Origin of the sequence: Corticibacter populi (assembly GCF_004217315.1) — a bacterium.
GTDB lineage: Bacteria > Pseudomonadota > Gammaproteobacteria > Burkholderiales > Burkholderiaceae_C > Lampropedia > Lampropedia populi.
Map to the genome: position 1 here is coordinate 1,200,654 of NZ_SGWR01000001.1, position 14,299 is coordinate 1,214,952.

Here is a 14,299-nt window from a genome sequence, read left to right on the forward strand (position 1 = left end):
GCCTGGATTTCCACGGGCCTTGGAGGCGTTGAACGAGGCGCCTGAAAACCGCGCCCAGTCACGCAGCTCCGGCCAGGGCGGCTGCGGCCACCGCAGTCGCCCCTCCCTTCCCGCGGCCCCCACCCGTCTCGCACACAGTCCATCCCATGACCCTCGACTTCATGCCCGTTCTCGCGCAGTGGCCGATCCTCTTCAAAGGTCTGCTGCTGACCCTGTTGCTGACTGCCGTCGGCACGCCGCTGGGAGTGCTGCTGGGCATTGCCTGCGGCTGGCTGCGCATGCATGGCGTGCGGCCGGTGCGCCTGGTCGTCGGAGCCTTCATCGAGCTGATGCGCAACACACCATTCATCATCCAGCTCTTCTTCATCTTCTTTGGCCTGCCGGCGCTGGGCCTCAAGCTCACGCCGCTCTCCGCCAGTCTGATCGCCATGACGCTGAACCTGGGCGCCTACAGCGCCGAGATCGTGCGTGCCGGCATGCGGGCCATGCCCAAGGGCCATGTGGAAGCGGCGCAAAGCCTGGCCCTGAACCGCTGGCAGGTGTTCCTCCACGTGGTGTTGCCGCCCTCGCTCAAGCGCGTCTGGCCAGCGCTGGTGAGCCAGATCATCCTGGTCATGCTCGGCACCTCGGTGTGCAGCCAGATATCGCTTGAGGAGATGACTTACAGCGCCAACCTGATTTCCAGCCGCACCTTCCGCAATTTCGAGGCGTACATCCTGGTAACGGCCGCCTACCTGGCGCTGGCCGTGCTGCTTCGCCACCTGCTCAACTGGGCCGGGCCGCGCTGGCTCTTTGGCCGCTGAAGCCCGCCTGAAGGAGCACACACCATGATGGACTTCCCCTTCTCCGCCATTGCCTGGCAACTGCTGCTGGCGTTTCGCTGGACCGTCGGCCTCTCGCTGATCGCCTTCTTCGGCGGCGGCCTGGTGGCCGCTCTGCTGCTGGTGGCACGCATCACCAACAAGCCCTGGCTCAACCGGATCATCGCCACCTACGTGCAGATCTTCCAGGGCACGCCGCTGCTGATGCAACTGTTCCTGACCTATTTCGGCCTGGCCATGCTGGGGTTGCAGACCTCGCCGCTGGTGGCCGCCGCCGTGTGCCTGACGCTCTACACCAGCGCCTTCCTGTGCGAGATCTGGCGCGGCTGCGTCGAAGCCATCCCCAAGGGCCAGTGGGAAGCCTCCAGCAGCCTGGCGCTCAACTACCTCGAGCAATTGCGCCACGTCATCCTGCCGCAAGCCGCGCGCATCGCCATGCCGCCCACGGCCGGCTTTCTGGTGCAGGTCATCAAGGGCACGGCGCTGGCCTCGGTGATCGGCTTCGTCGAGATCGCCAAGGCCGGCCAGATGATGTCCAACGTCACGCACAAACCCTTTCTGATCTATGGCTGCGTGGCGCTGCTGTACTTCGCGCTGTGCTACCCGATCTCGCTGTGGTCGCAGCACCTCGAAGCGCGCCTGCACCGCTCCGCCCATGGCCACTGAGAACCTGTTCACGATCTTTCCGAGGGTCACTCGGGAGGTCAAAAACGAAGTGGGCAAGAGGTCCGCCGCAGCCCGGACTGGATGTCTGCGCAAGGCGGGCAATGCAGCCCACGAGAAGAGCATGAACAGGTTCTGAGCCGCCACCACCGAATGATCGCCACCACCCAAGAGACCACCATGACAACCACCGCCCCTGCCGCCTCCCCACACGCCGCCAACGGCCTGGTCTATCCGCTCGTCTCCATCCAGGGCCTGCGCAAGAGCTATGGTGCCAACGAAGTGCTCAAGGGCGTCGATCTCGACGTCAACCGCCGCGAGGTGATTGCCATCATCGGCAAGAGCGGCTCGGGCAAGAGCACGCTGCTGCGCTGCATCAACGGGCTGGAGACCTTCCAGCACGGCAGCCTCACCGTGCACGGCCAACCCCTCAAGGCCGGCGACGCGGCCGCGATGCGCGAGCTGCGCAAGGGCGTGGGCATGATCTTCCAGAGCTTCAACCTGTTCCCGCACCTGAGCGTGGGCCGCAACATCATGCTGGCGCCCTCGCTGGTCATGAACCTGCCCAAGGACGAAGCCCGCAAGCGCGCCGAGAAGCTGCTGTCGCGCGTCGGCCTGGCCGACAAGTTCGACAGCATGCCCGAACAGCTCTCGGGTGGCCAGCAGCAGCGCGTGGCCATCGCCCGCGCACTGGCGATGGAGCCCGAGGTGCTGCTGTGCGACGAAATCACCTCGGCGCTCGACCCGGAGCTGGTCGGCGAGGTACTGCACGTGGTCGAAGGCCTGGCGCTGCAGGGCATGACCATCATCATGGTCACGCACGAAATGAACTTCGCGCGCAAGGTCAGCGACCGCGTGGTCTTCATGCACCAGGGCAAGGTGCATGAGGTGGGCGCGCCCGAGCAGGTCTTCGGCAACCCGGCGACGCCCGAGCTGCAGCAGTTCCTCTCGGCGATGCACTGACCCGCAGTCCCGAGGTTGCAGGGTGGCCGCGCCGTTGCCAAGGCGATGGCGCTGCGCGCCGATTCCCGCTAGAATTGGCCATCGGGCCGTCCCCATGGGACGGGCCGATTTTTTTCGTCCGTTTGCAGCCTCAGGGGCTGCCAAGCCGGGCGGTCCTCAGGCCAGCGCGCCCGCCAGCAAGGCGCCGCGCCGGTCCGCCTCTGGAGTATCCGAATGCAGATTTTCGATTACGACAACATCCTGCTGCTGCCGCGCCAATGCCGCGTGCAAAGCCGCGCCGAGTGCAACACCAGCATCGAGTTGGGCGGGCGGCGCTTCCGCATTCCGGCCGTGCCGGCGAACATGAAGACGGTGGTCAATGAATCCATCTGCGAGTGGCTGGCGGCCAACGGCTACTTCTACGTGATGCACCGCTTCGACATCGACAACCTGCAGTTCACCCGGACCATGCAGGACAAAGGCCTGTTCGCCTCGATCTCGCTGGGTGTCAAGAAGCCCGACTACGCCACCGTCGATGCCATGGCCGAGGCCGGCATCACGCCCGAATACATCACCATCGACATTGCGCACGGCCACGCGGACTCGGTGCGCGACATGCTCGGCTACCTGAAACAGAAACTGCCCGGCGCCTTTCTGATTGCCGGCAATGTCGGCACGCCCGAAGCGGTGATCGACCTGGAGCGCTGGGGTGCCGACGCCACCAAGATCGGCATCGGTCCCGGCAAGGTCTGCATCACCCGCCTCAAGACCGGCTTTGGCACCGGCGGCTGGCAGCTCTCGGCGCTCAAGTGGTGCGCGCGCGTGGCCACCAAGCCCATCATTGCCGATGGCGGCATCCGTTCGCATGGCGACATCGCCAAGAGCATCCGCTTTGGTGCCACCATGGTGATGATCGGCTCGCTGTTCGCCGGGCTGGAAGAATCGCCGGGCAAGACCGTGGAGGTCGATGGCGAACTCTTCAAGGAGTACTACGGCTCGGCCAGCGACTTCAACAAGGGCGAATACAAGCACGTCGAAGGCAAGCGCATCCTCGAGCCGGTACGCGGCTCGCTGGCGGGCACGCTCACCGAAATGGAACAGGACATCCAGAGCTCCATCAGCTATGCCGGCGGCACCGAACTGCTGGACATCCGCAAGGTCAACTACGTGGTGCTCGGCGGAGAGAACACGCAGGACTTGATGTAAAAACCTGTTCACAATCTCTCCCGTGGTCGTGTGAAGTCGGTCTCGGGCGGCCTGCCGCGTTGCCAATCCTCGCGATACCACCCGGTATCGCTGCGGTTTGCGCCTTGCAGCCCATCCCGATCCGCCTTCACACACCTCACGCAGAGATCATAAACAGGTTCTAAGCCGGCGGCGGCTCAGGCAGCCAGCACGGCCTCGCGCAGCATCGGCAGAGCGTCCAGGCCCCAGAGCATCCGGCCGCCGATCACAAAGGCCGGTACGCCAAACACACCAGCGGCCGCCGCGGCATCGGTGTTGTCGCGCAGGCCTTGCTTGGCGGCCTCGCTGCCCAGTGCGAATGGCCCCCTGAATTGCGGCGCCAAGGCCTGCTGCAGCGCAGCCAGGCGCGCCCCGTTCAGGGCCTCGGCACCTGCGCCACACCAGACATGCTCGAAAACCGTCTGCGCCGTGAAGCGATTGATGCTGCCATCCTCGCTGCAGGCCAGCGCCAGGCGCAGCAGCGGCAGGCTGTTGAAGGGGTGTGACGCGGGCCAGGTGAAGGCCGTCTCCTGCTGCCCGGCCAGCCAGAAGGTATGGCGGCGAATCCAGTCGTGCTTGGCCGGCACCGCCGCAGGCGCCGTGATGCCATGGTGCTTGAAAAGCCCGCCCAGTGCCACCGGCCAATAGCTCACGTGGTAGGACGTATCCAGCAAGGCCTGCGGCAAGGCCTTGAAGGCCAGAAAAGCATAAGGAGAAACGAAATCCAGGTAAAAGTCGATGTGCTTCATATCCTCTCCGGTTTCCTCTAACGGTGTGTCGAAGGCCAGTGTCTGGCACACATCGGATATTGCAGGCTGGGCGCCGCCATCGGGCCGCTGCGCAAGGCGCAGGCCGCCGCGCAACAGAATGGCGCGCCAGATGGCCCTTTTGCGCCCGGCATCCGCCTGACCCCACACGGCAATTTCACCGATGCGCCGCAGGCAACCTTGGCACAGCTCGGTGGCCTGCCCTTCTTCATCACGTGCCGGAGCCATGCGGCAAACGCCGATACAAGGCGATGGCAGCGCCTGTTCGCCCCCTTGCCGCAACAGCCCCTGCTGCAGCACGCTGTGTGCCAGCCGCACCAGTCGCACCAGCGGCCTGGGCATGCCGTCCGGACTGGGCTGGGCGGCCGCATTCGCATCCGGCACGCACCCGCCCGTGAGAAGCGGTGCCTGAAGCGGAGTCTGCGCCATCGCCCCGGCTCCCGTGTTCAGGCCGCCTGCGCCTGCGGACGCTTTCTGGCAATGGCCGTGCCCGCCCGTGACTGGGACGGCCGTCCCAGGTAGTCGCTGATGTAGAGGCCCGCATCGACCAGCTTGTCCAGATCGATGCCGGTCTCGATGCCCATGCCGTCGAGCATGAACACCACATCCTCGGTGGCGACGTTGCCGGTAGCGCCCTTGGCATAGGGGCAGCCGCCGAGGCCCGCCACCGAGGTGTCGAACTGCCACACGCCCAGTTCCAGGGCCGCCAGCGTATTGGCCACGGCCTGGCCGTAGGTGTCATGGAAATGGCCTGAAACGTCGTCCAGCGCGTAATGGCGCAGCGCGGCCTCCAGCGCCTTTTGCACCTTGCGGGGCGTGCCCACGCCGATGGTGTCGGCCACGCCGACGTGCTGCACGCCGATCTGGCGCATCAGCCCGGCCAGACGGACCACTTGCTCGGGCGCCACCTCGCCCTCGTAGGGACAGCCCACCGTGCAGGACATGGCGCCGCGCACATGAATGCCTTTTGCGCGCGCCGCCTCCACCACCGGCGCAAAGCGCTCGATGCTCCCGGCGATGGAGCAGTTGATGTTTGCCTGGCTGAAGGATTCGCTGGCAGAGGCGAACACGACGATCTCGTCGGGCCGGCTTGGCAATGCCGCCTCGAAGCCCTTCATGTTGGGCACCAGCACCGAGTAGCGCACGCCCGGACGCCGTTCGATGCCAGCCATGACCTGGGCGTTGTCGGCCATCTGCGGCACCCATTGGGGCGAGACGAAACTGGTGACTTCGATCTCGCGCAGGCCCGCCGCCTGCAGGCGCTGCACGAGGCCGATCTTGACCTCGGCGGGCACGAGCTGCTTCTCGTTCTGCAGGCCGTCGCGCGGGCCCACGTCGACCAGCTTGACCTTGTGGGGAATTGCCATGCTTTTGTCTCCTGGGTATCTGGGCGGCGTGGTGCAATTTGCGGATTTGCGATCCACAACTCACGATCAACCATGCACCCACCATCGGCCAGGCCTGGAACCGCTGCTCAGCCCGGACGCCGCATATGCCAGTGTAGGCATGGCCGCGCCGGGCAACGGAGTGCGCCTGATACATCCTCGCCATGAACCCTGCCAGAACGGTCACCGATGCTGCCGCGCTTCAAGGCGCAGGATCGGCGGGGCAGGCGCGGCGCGCCGGTCAGACTGCTTCTTCATTCTGTTCGCCAGTGCGGATGCGCAGGATCTGCTCCAGCGGCGTGACGAAAATTTTGCCATCGCCGATCTTGCCTGTGCGCGCAGCCCGGACGATGGCCTCGACGCAGCTCTCCACCACGCCCTCGTTGACGGCAATCTCTATCTTGATCTTGGGCAGGAAATCGACCACGTATTCGGCGCCACGGTACAGCTCGGTGTGGCCCTTCTGGCGCCCGAAGCCTTTGACTTCGGTGACCGTCAGGCCCGTGATGCCGGCCTCGGCCAGCGCCTCGCGCACTTCATCGAGCTTGAAGGGCTTGATGACGGCGGTGATCAGTTTCATGCTCATGGGTGTTCTCCTGCCTTTTGAAAGCCAATGGGTGGCGTTTGTCTGGAACCCGTGCGGTGTTCTTGGTGCGGGTGGAATCGGAATGCGAACGGGCTATGGTAACGCCTATTGCAAGGCATGCGGGTCGCCCCGGTTATCCATTGGCGCGCTGGTGGCATGCTCCGTCTGCGGCCCCCCTCAGCCACGATAGCGGTTGGTGATCGGGTAGCGCCAGTCCTTGCCGAAGCTGCGGCTGCCCAGCTTGGGGCCGGGCGCAGCCTGACAGCGCTTGTATTCGTTGATGCGCAACAGGCGCAGCACTTGCTCGACCCGTTCGGCGGGAAAGCCGGCGGCAACGATGGCCTCGGCACTTTGCTCCGCTTCCATGCGCAGCCTCAGGATGGCGTCGAGCATCTCGTAGGGCGGCAGGCTGTCCTGGTCGGTCTGGCCCTCGCGCAGCTCGGCACTGGGCGGGCGGGTGATGATGCGCTCGGGGATCGGGTCCGGCACCGCGCCATCGAGCGCATGTGCATTGCGCCAGTGCGCCAGCGCAAAGGCATCGGACTTGTAGACATCCTTGAGCGGCGCAAAGCCGCCGCACATGTCACCATACAACGTGCAGTAGCCCATCGCCATCTCGCTCTTGTTGCCGGTGGTCAGCAGCAGGCCGCCGAACTTGTTGGAGAGGCCCATCAGCAGCACGCCACGGATGCGTGCCTGCAGGTTTTCCTCGGTCGTGTCCTCCGGCCGCTCGCCGAACAGCGGCTGCAGGCTGCCCTTGAGGGCTTCGAAGGCCGGACGGATGCCGATCTCGTCGTACTGCACCTGCAGGCGCCGCGCCATCTCGCGGGCATCATCGAGGCTGATCGATGCGGTATAGGGCGAAGGCATCATCACCGCGCGCACGCGCTCGGCCCCCAGCGCATCGACGGCGATGGCCAGCACCAGCGCCGAGTCCAACCCTCCCGAGAGGCCCAGCAGCACATGGCGGAATCCGTTCTTTCCGACATAGTCGCGCGTGGCCAGCACCAGGGCACGCCAGATCTGCTCCTCATCGGACTGCTGGTGCGCCAGCTCGGCCTGCAGCACCAGACCTTGCGAACCACGCCGCACCGCCACCGGCCAGAGCTGCTCGGCAAAACCAGCCGCCATGCCCGCCAGCGCCCCGTCGCCAGCCAGCGCAAACGAATGGCCGTCGAACACCAGCTCGTCCTGCCCACCCACCGCATGGGCGTAGATCATCGGCAGGCCCGTCTCCTGCACGCGCTGCTGCAGCACCTGGATGCGCCTCTCGCGCTTGCCCAGCACGAACGGCGAGGCATTGACCACCAGCAGCAGCTCGGCACCAGCGGCCCTGGCCTGCTGCGCGGGCGCGGGAACCCAGGCATCCTCGCAGATCAGCAGGCCGATGCGCGCCCCCGCCACCTCCACCACCGATGCCGGGCCGGTCGCCCTGCCACCGGCAGGGCCCGCCGCTGCCGGCAACGCCGTGCTGCTGGCGAAGTAGCGCTTCTCATCGAACACACCGTAATTGGGAATCGCCTGCTTGCGGTAGGTATGGCGCAGCACGCCATCCTCGATCAGGCTGACCGCATTCCAGGCCGGCGGCAGGTAATCGCTGTCGCGCGGCAGGCTGGCACTGGCATCGAGCGCCACCGGATGGCCGATCACGATGTGCAGGCCGGGCCATTGGCCGCTGGCCGCCACCAGCATCTGCAGCGCCGCCTCGCAATCGCGCAGGAAGTTGGGCCGCAGGTACCAGTCCTCGGCTGCATAGCCAGAGACGAAAAGCTCCGAGAACACCACCAGGGTGTGCCCATCGGCATGCGCCTGGGCGGCCGCCCGAATGGCTTTTTCGATATTGCCCTGCAAATCGCCCACGACAGGGTTAAGCTGCGCAACGCATATGGAAAGACTCATGAAACCGTCTCGTCTGTGCTGGCGCGACCCCGACCGGGTCGCCATCCGTCATTCGTGAAACCACCGCAGCCATGAACGAGTCCCCGCCCAACCACCGGCCGCCGTGCGCTGCGCCGATTATCGCCCGGGTGCACCACCGCCTGCAGGAGCTGGACGCGCCGCAATGGGACGCGCTGCTGGCCACGCAGGCCCGCCCCACGCCGTTCATGCGCCATGCCTACCTGCAGGCCATGGAGCAAAGCGGCAGCGCCTCTTCTGACACCGGCTGGCTGCCCCGGCACGTCGCGCTGTGGCAGGGCGAGCGGCTGTTGGCCGCCTGTCCGCTCTACCTCAAGAGCCACTCCTGGGGTGAATACGTGTTCGACTTTGCCTGGGCCCGCGCCTACCAGCAGCATGGCCTGCGCTACTACCCAAAGGCCGTGATCGGCGTGCCCTTCACGCCAGTGCCGGGCAGCCGCCTGCTGGCACCCGATGCCGTGCTGCGCCGGCAACTGCTGCAGGCCGTGCTGGACTGGTGCCAGTCCGAAAACCTGGGTTCGCTGCACCTGCTGTTTCCAGGCGAGCAAGATCTTGTTGCCGGCGATGCGCTGGGCCTGCTGCTGCGCGAGGGCGTGCAGTTCCACTGGACCAACCCGGCCACGGCGCCGTTTCACGACTTCGAGGACTTTCTGGCCCGGCTGCAACGCGACAAACGCCGCAAGATCCGCCAGGAGATGCGCAAGGTGCGGGACGCGGGCGTCAGCTACCGCCATCTGCTGGCACCGGATATTGCCGAGGCCGACTGGGCGTTCTTTCGCTCCTGCTACCAGCGCACCTACCTGGAGCATGGCAACGCCCCTTACCTGAACGACGCCTTCTGGCAGCACATGCAGACCGACCTGCCCGGGCAATGGCTGCTGATCATCGCCGAGCGCGCCGGCCACCCCGTCGCCAGCAGCCTGATCGGCCTGCACGACAACACCCGACATGGCGGGCCTGAGCGCATTGCCTACGGACGCTACTGGGGCGCGCTCGAGCGCATCGACTGCCTGCACTTCGACCTGTGCTACTACCAGCCGCTGGCCTGGTGCATCGCCAACGGCTATCAGCGCTTCGAAGGCGGCGCCCAGGGCGAACACAAGCTCGCCCGCGCGCTGCTGCCACAGACCACGCACAGCGCCCACTGGATTGCCGATGCGCGCTTTCGCGCCGCCATCGCCGACTTTCTGCAGCAGGAGCGCGAACATGTCGGCCACTATCACGACATGCTCGACGCCCACAGCCCATTGCGACCACGAGACTGAGTGCGTGAGACCGCCCACGGGGCTCCATCGAGGCAAACGACTGCTGGTATGATGCGTGCCCTGCCCCACCCCACGGAGATGGTGTGCAACGCACCATGCCGCCGCGGACCAGCGGGGCCTGACTGCCAGTAGCTCAACTGGATAGAGCAGCTGCCTTCTAAGCAGCAGGTCGGGGGTTCGAGTCCCTCCTGGCAGGCCATGGATAACGAACACAAACCCGCGCCGGCCGCCCGATGACATGGCGTTCGGCCAGCCGATAACAGCCGTGGTGTGCCTGGAGACTGGACAGTCCGGCGCGCCGCGCGGTCTCTGGGGGTTGCGCCTGGCACGGCACGCCAGGCCTGCCCACGCAGGTTCTCAAGCGCGATGCACAATCCGACCGTCAACGAGCGTCAGTTCGGAATGGATATCTGCCAGGCCGTCATCGGCGACCGACAGCGGGTTGGCACTCAAGACCGCGATGTCCGCCAGCTTGCCCGGTGCCAGTGTGCCCTTGAGATGTTCCTCGAAGCTGAGGTAGGCTCCATTGCGTGTGACCATCTGCAGAGCCTGCAGGCGATCGAGGCGCTGGCCCGGACCAATGACTTGGCCGGTGGTGCGCTCGCGGCGCACCACCGATGCCCATACCGCGCTGAATAGGCTGACCGGAATGTTGTCGCTGCCGGCACTGACCGGCAGACCGGCTTCCAGCAGGCTGCGTTGAGGCACGAACGCATGGCCTTGATCCGGCTCGCCCAGCCGGTCGCGGCCGTTCTTCCAGAGCAGGTAGAACGGAATGCTGGTCACCGATATGCCCAGGCGTTTGAGTCTTTCGATGTCTGGGCCACTGACACGCCCGACATGCTCGACCACCCAGCGTCTGGCATGCAGGGGGAAGGACTGGTTGATGCGCTCGAAGACTTCCAGTACCTCGGCCAAGCGATCCACGACCACGCTGTGTACCCGCAAATCATGTTCGGCTGCCAGCCAGGCGTAGGCCTCGAAGTCCCCAATGCTGTTCGACCATTCGACAAAACCGGTCCAGCCGGTATTGGGCAGGGCCTTGCGCACTGCGGTTGCTGTGGCGGCATGGCCGCCCAGACCGATATAGACCCCGCTGATTCGCAGCCAGGGGTCACCCAACCCCCTGCCACGGGCAAATGCCAGCCAGTCACGCATGGCCTCCCCGGCCTCCTTCACATTCGACCAGGTTGGACTGACGCACAGGCGCGTGCGCATGCTCAACTGGCCTTCTTCCCAGAGCCTGCGGTAGACCGCGATGGTTTCGGGCGCCGAGCCATGCCCTTCGTAGATGCTGGTGGTGCCGTATGCGTGGTAGATCGGCAGGCTGCGCCGCAAACCTTCCAGCCGATCCTCGAAGCCAAACGCCGGCACCCGGGTCAGCAGCGCGAATTCCAGCAAGGGGCGTTTGTTGTGCTCGATGATCTGGCCGGTGGCGCGTCCCTGCTCGTCGCGCATCACCTCGATGCCCGTGCAGTCGGGGCACGACGCCTGGTCCATCCCGTTGGCGGCCAGCGCGAGGCTGTTGAGCACGCTGTATCCCGGCGGTACGCCCCAATTGCCGAACAGGCCGGGAATGTAGACGGGGTGGCGGGGCGCCACCGCATCGAGTTCCTCTCGCGTTGGCATGCGCTTTTCAGCCAGGTTGTCCGGCCCGCCAAAATAGAACGGCGGCTGCCCCACCGGCATGGTGATGATCCAGGATCCCTTGGGCTGGATGGCGGCCTGCTGGGCAACCACGTTCAGCACGTCGCCGACGCTGCGCGCATGGGCCAGGCTGGGCCGCAGGGTTTTCAGTCCCTCACGTTCCATGTGGGCGTGCGCATCGATCAGGCCCGGCAAGGCCGTACGGCCTTGCAGGTCGATGGTTTGGCTCGCCGAACCGACATGACGCCGGATCTGGGCATCGCTGCCGACTGCCAGGATGCGGCCCGCGCGGATGGCAATCGCCTGCTGCACCGCTCCTGCCGGCTCCATGGTCAATACGTGGCCGTTGAACAGCACGGTATCGGCCGCGCCCAATGGGTCGGGCTGGTTCACCGGGACCTCAGCGTTTGGCATCTGCGCCATACCATGGGAAGAAGCGGTGCAGCGACCAGGCGAAAAGCTGATCGACCAGAAAACCGATGGCGCCCAGGTAGATCAGGCCGACAAACATGATGTCGACCCGGAACACCAGATGGGCGAAGGAGATCAGATAGCCCAGCCCCTTTTCCGCGCCCACCAACTCTGCCGCCACGAGCACGACGAACGCCACGGCAGTCGCCTGCCGCAAGCCCGCAAAAATGAATGGCAGCGCCGCAGGCAAGGCCACCTGCAGCAGCATGGCGCCAGGCCGCGTGCCCAGCGTGGCGGCAGAGCGCAGGTAGACCTGTGGAATATCCCTGACGCCGATGAAGGTGTTGATCCAGACGGGGAAGAACGTGCCCCATGCAATCAGCATGACCTTGGAGATGTCCCCCAGTCCGAACCAGACGATGGCCAGCGGCACGATCGCGATGGCGGGAATTGCGCGCAAACCGTGCAGCACCGGATCGCTGATCTGGCGCAATACCAGCCATCGTCCGGTGGTAACGCCTACCAGGATGCCCGCGATCGACCCCAACAGAAAGCCCCATAACGCGCGCAACAGGCTGGCGCCAAGATGGGGCCAGATCTCGCCGGTCGTCCAGGTCATCTGCGCGAACACGCCCACGATGTGCGAGGGCGGCGGAAACATCTTGATGTTCACGCCCGGAATCACCCGCGGTGCCACTTCCCATGCCAGAAGAAACAGCAGAATCCCCAGACTGCCCAGCCATATCTGCTGCTGCAGCGCCCGCTGCTTCCTGGACCTGTGCCGTGCCAGGAACTCGCGCTCCAACGCCTGCTGGCTCATGCTGCAAGCCTTTCCTTTTCTGGTTCCACCGGTTTTTCAAAGCTCTGGGCGATCCGCGCATAGATCGCGCCAAAGGCAGGATCATCCCGCCTTCGGGGGTATGGCAGTGGAATGTCGATGATGTCGCGCACGCGGCCCGGATGCGGCGACATCACGACAATGCGCTGCGCCAGAAACACCGCCTCATCGATGTTGTGGGTGATGAAGAACACCGACAAACCCAGTTCCTGCCAGATGCGCAACAGCTCTTCTTGCAAGGTGGCGCGCGTCAAGGCATCGATGGCGGCAAAAGGTTCATCCATCAACAGAATGCCCGGGCGTGTGGCCAGTGCCCGTGCCACCGCCACGCGCTGGCGCATGCCTCCTGACAGTTCGAACGGATAGCGCTGCCCCGCATGCAACAGGCCGGTCAGGCGCAGCAACTCGGTGGCATAAGCTTGGCGCTGCGCCTTGGCAACGCCCTGCTGCTTCAGGCCGAACTCGATGTTCTTCTGGGCGGTCAGCCATGGAAACAACGCATATTCCTGGAACACCACGCCCCGGTCGGGCCCAGGGCCGGTAATGGCCTGCCCCCGGGCATACAACTGCCCCTTGGTAGGCCGGATGAAGCCGGCGATCATGTTCAGCAAGGTCGTCTTGCCACAGCCGCTCGGACCGATGGCGCACACGAATTCCCCTGCGGCGATATCCAGGTCGACATCGGACAGCGCCCAGTTGAGCGACTCGCCCGCCGACATGAAAAGCTGCGAGACACCACGGACCTGAACGGCAGGCACATCGCGTCGCTCGATGGAAGGATGGGGCATGCGTGTCAGACCAGCGTGACGCGTTCGGGAGCCACTGCACGCAAGGCATCCGTGTAGATCAGGCTGCGATACAGCTTGCGCAGGTCTTCGCCGGGTTGCTGCTTGACCAGCCCGGCCTCGATCGCCCATTCGCCATTGAGTACCAAGTCATCGAGCAAGCGCTCGTCCAGGCGAACCCCCACCTTTATCTTGTCCAATCCTTCTTTGGTGGATTCGATCGTGTTCTTGGTCCGCTCGGCGACCAATGCCACCGCCTCGTCCGGGTTGGATAGATAAAAACGCTCCGCATCGAGCAAGGCGCGCACGGCTTTCTCCACCAGCGCCGGGTTCTTCGCCACGGTGTCTTCCGCAGCGGTGAGCGAGTAATGGCTGAGAAACACCGACTCCAGCCCGTCATCGGGCAGGATCCGTACCTTTCCGTCGGCATCGGCAACCGCCTTCTGCGCCGAATCCCAGCCCCAGGCGAATGCGTCGATGTTGCCTTGCGCAATGGCGGTCACCGCATCGGGTCCGCGCAGGTTGACCAGGGTGACATCCCCGGGTGTCAGGCCGAAAAGCGAGAGATAGCGGCTGAGAAAGAAGTGTCCGCTGGTTCCCAGCGGCGTCGCGACACGCTTGCCCTTCAGGTCCGCCGGGGTGTCTATGCCGCGATCGGTGCGGGCAGCGACCGACATGCCGCTGGACAGCCGCGTGAACTCGGCCACGATCACGGCGCGCACGCCGTTCGCACCGGCGAGCCCCACCACGCTGTCGGTCGAGGTGGCGAACTGGGCCTTGCCCGCAATCGCGGCATCGAACGCCAGGCGCCCGGATGTGAACTGCAAGGTGCTGGCCTCGATACCGTGGTTTTGCCAGTAGTTGTTGCTGGACACCAGATACGGAATGGCCCAGCTGAAGCCCTGGCTTTCGGCAACGACGATTCGTTCCTTGTCCTGCGCACGCAAAGGCAGCGCGCTGGCGCCTGCCAGACCGGCCAGCCCCAGGCCGAACTGGCGGCGTGTCAATTGAAATGGATGAGGCATGAGAACTCCTGCGATGAACAATG

Annotated in this window: 13 protein-coding genes and 1 tRNA gene; 6 read left to right on the plus strand and 8 right to left on the minus strand. The window is 65.2% G+C overall.

The window, feature by feature from the left end:
* Window positions 1-146 precede the first annotated feature (146 nt).
* From EV687_RS05445 to EV687_RS05460, 4 genes are all read left to right on the plus strand, one after another.
* Complete coding sequence (locus EV687_RS05445) at window positions 147-803, plus strand: amino acid ABC transporter permease (RefSeq protein WP_122226794.1); 657 nt, start codon at window positions 147-149, stop codon at window positions 801-803.
* Window positions 804-827: 24 nt separating this feature from the next.
* Window positions 828-1,487 carry an amino acid ABC transporter permease gene (locus EV687_RS05450; protein ID WP_122226795.1) on the plus strand — a complete coding sequence of 220 codons (660 nt, stop codon included), beginning with the start codon at window positions 828-830 and terminating at the stop codon, window positions 1,485-1,487.
* A gap of 177 nt (window positions 1,488-1,664) precedes the next feature.
* Window positions 1,665-2,447, plus strand: a complete 783-nt coding sequence (locus EV687_RS05455) for an amino acid ABC transporter ATP-binding protein (RefSeq protein ID WP_122227249.1) — start codon at window positions 1,665-1,667, stop codon at window positions 2,445-2,447.
* A 213-nt stretch (window positions 2,448-2,660) separates the two neighbouring features.
* Window positions 2,661-3,632: a GMP reductase gene (locus tag EV687_RS05460; RefSeq protein ID WP_122226796.1), complete on the plus strand. Its 972-nt coding sequence runs from the start codon at window positions 2,661-2,663 to the stop codon at window positions 3,630-3,632.
* Between the two features lie 176 nt (window positions 3,633-3,808).
* Here EV687_RS05460 and EV687_RS05465 read toward each other — a convergent pair whose 3' ends face one another.
* The 4 genes from EV687_RS05465 to EV687_RS05480 all read right to left on the minus strand — a co-directional run bounded on the left by EV687_RS05465 (window position 3,809) and on the right by EV687_RS05480 (window position 8,287).
* Window positions 3,809-4,846 carry a DsbA family protein gene (locus tag EV687_RS05465; RefSeq protein WP_122226797.1) on the minus strand — a complete coding sequence of 346 codons (1,038 nt, stop codon included), beginning with the start codon at window positions 4,844-4,846 and terminating at the stop codon, window positions 3,809-3,811.
* Between the two features lie 17 nt (window positions 4,847-4,863).
* Window positions 4,864-5,784 carry a hydroxymethylglutaryl-CoA lyase gene (locus tag EV687_RS05470; RefSeq protein WP_122226798.1) on the minus strand — a complete coding sequence of 307 codons (921 nt, stop codon included), beginning with the start codon at window positions 5,782-5,784 and terminating at the stop codon, window positions 4,864-4,866.
* A 259-nt stretch (window positions 5,785-6,043) separates the two neighbouring features.
* A complete protein-coding gene (locus tag EV687_RS05475; RefSeq protein ID WP_122227251.1) occupies window positions 6,044-6,382 on the minus strand; it encodes a P-II family nitrogen regulator in 339 nt (112 codons plus the stop codon).
* A gap of 183 nt (window positions 6,383-6,565) precedes the next feature.
* The gene (locus EV687_RS05480) at window positions 6,566-8,287 is read right to left on the minus strand and encodes an NAD+ synthase (RefSeq protein ID WP_122226799.1); all 1,722 of its coding nucleotides are present in this window, start codon (window positions 8,285-8,287) and stop codon (window positions 6,566-6,568) included.
* Between the two features lie 71 nt (window positions 8,288-8,358).
* Here EV687_RS05480 and EV687_RS05485 point away from each other — a divergent pair, with 71 nt between their 5' ends.
* Window positions 8,359-9,570, plus strand: coding sequence for a GNAT family N-acetyltransferase (locus tag EV687_RS05485; RefSeq protein WP_122226800.1), 1,212 nt, complete (start codon window positions 8,359-8,361; stop codon window positions 9,568-9,570).
* 122 nt (window positions 9,571-9,692) lie between these two features.
* Window positions 9,693-9,769: transfer RNA gene (locus tag EV687_RS05490), tRNA-Arg, on the plus strand.
* A 158-nt stretch (window positions 9,770-9,927) separates the two neighbouring features.
* Here EV687_RS05490 and EV687_RS05495 read toward each other — a convergent pair.
* Genes EV687_RS05495 through EV687_RS05510 form a run of 4 tightly spaced genes read right to left on the minus strand, consistent with a single transcriptional unit; the run spans window position 9,928 to window position 14,276 of the window.
* Window positions 9,928-11,610, minus strand: coding sequence for an amidohydrolase (locus EV687_RS05495; RefSeq protein WP_242612473.1), 1,683 nt, complete (start codon window positions 11,608-11,610; stop codon window positions 9,928-9,930).
* A gap of 7 nt (window positions 11,611-11,617) precedes the next feature.
* Window positions 11,618-12,448, minus strand: coding sequence for an ABC transporter permease (locus EV687_RS05500; protein WP_122226801.1), 831 nt, complete (start codon window positions 12,446-12,448; stop codon window positions 11,618-11,620).
* Complete coding sequence (locus EV687_RS05505; RefSeq protein ID WP_122226802.1) at window positions 12,445-13,254, minus strand: ABC transporter ATP-binding protein; 810 nt, start codon at window positions 13,252-13,254, stop codon at window positions 12,445-12,447. Before EV687_RS05505 ends, EV687_RS05500 begins: the two co-directional genes overlap by 4 nt.
* A gap of 5 nt (window positions 13,255-13,259) precedes the next feature.
* Window positions 13,260-14,276, minus strand: coding sequence for an ABC transporter substrate-binding protein (locus EV687_RS05510; RefSeq protein ID WP_122226803.1), 1,017 nt, complete (start codon window positions 14,274-14,276; stop codon window positions 13,260-13,262).
* Window positions 14,277-14,299: the final 23 nt, after the last annotated feature.

Excerpts from the sequence above, each read along its gene's own strand:
- EV687_RS05445 (WP_122226794.1), top strand. The coding sequence starts at position 147 with ATGACCCTCGACTTCATGCCCGTTCTCGCGCAGTGGCCGATCCTCTTC.
- EV687_RS05450 (WP_122226795.1), top strand. The coding sequence starts at position 828 with ATGATGGACTTCCCCTTCTCCGCCATTGCCTGGCAACTGCTGCTGGCG.
- EV687_RS05455 (WP_122227249.1), top strand. The coding sequence starts at position 1,665 with ATGACAACCACCGCCCCTGCCGCCTCCCCACACGCCGCCAACGGCCTG.
- EV687_RS05460 (WP_122226796.1), top strand. The coding sequence starts at position 2,661 with ATGCAGATTTTCGATTACGACAACATCCTGCTGCTGCCGCGCCAATGC.
- EV687_RS05465 (WP_122226797.1), bottom strand. The coding sequence starts at position 4,846 with ATGGCGCAGACTCCGCTTCAGGCACCGCTTCTCACGGGCGGGTGCGTG.
- EV687_RS05470 (WP_122226798.1), bottom strand. The coding sequence starts at position 5,784 with ATGGCAATTCCCCACAAGGTCAAGCTGGTCGACGTGGGCCCGCGCGAC.
- EV687_RS05475 (WP_122227251.1), bottom strand. The coding sequence starts at position 6,382 with ATGAAACTGATCACCGCCGTCATCAAGCCCTTCAAGCTCGATGAAGTG.
- EV687_RS05480 (WP_122226799.1), bottom strand. The coding sequence starts at position 8,287 with ATGAGTCTTTCCATATGCGTTGCGCAGCTTAACCCTGTCGTGGGCGAT.
- EV687_RS05485 (WP_122226800.1), top strand. The coding sequence starts at position 8,359 with ATGAACGAGTCCCCGCCCAACCACCGGCCGCCGTGCGCTGCGCCGATT.
- EV687_RS05500 (WP_122226801.1), bottom strand. The coding sequence starts at position 12,448 with ATGAGCCAGCAGGCGTTGGAGCGCGAGTTCCTGGCACGGCACAGGTCC.
- EV687_RS05505 (WP_122226802.1), bottom strand. The coding sequence starts at position 13,254 with ATGCCCCATCCTTCCATCGAGCGACGCGATGTGCCTGCCGTTCAGGTC.
- EV687_RS05510 (WP_122226803.1), bottom strand. The coding sequence starts at position 14,276 with ATGCCTCATCCATTTCAATTGACACGCCGCCAGTTCGGCCTGGGGCTG.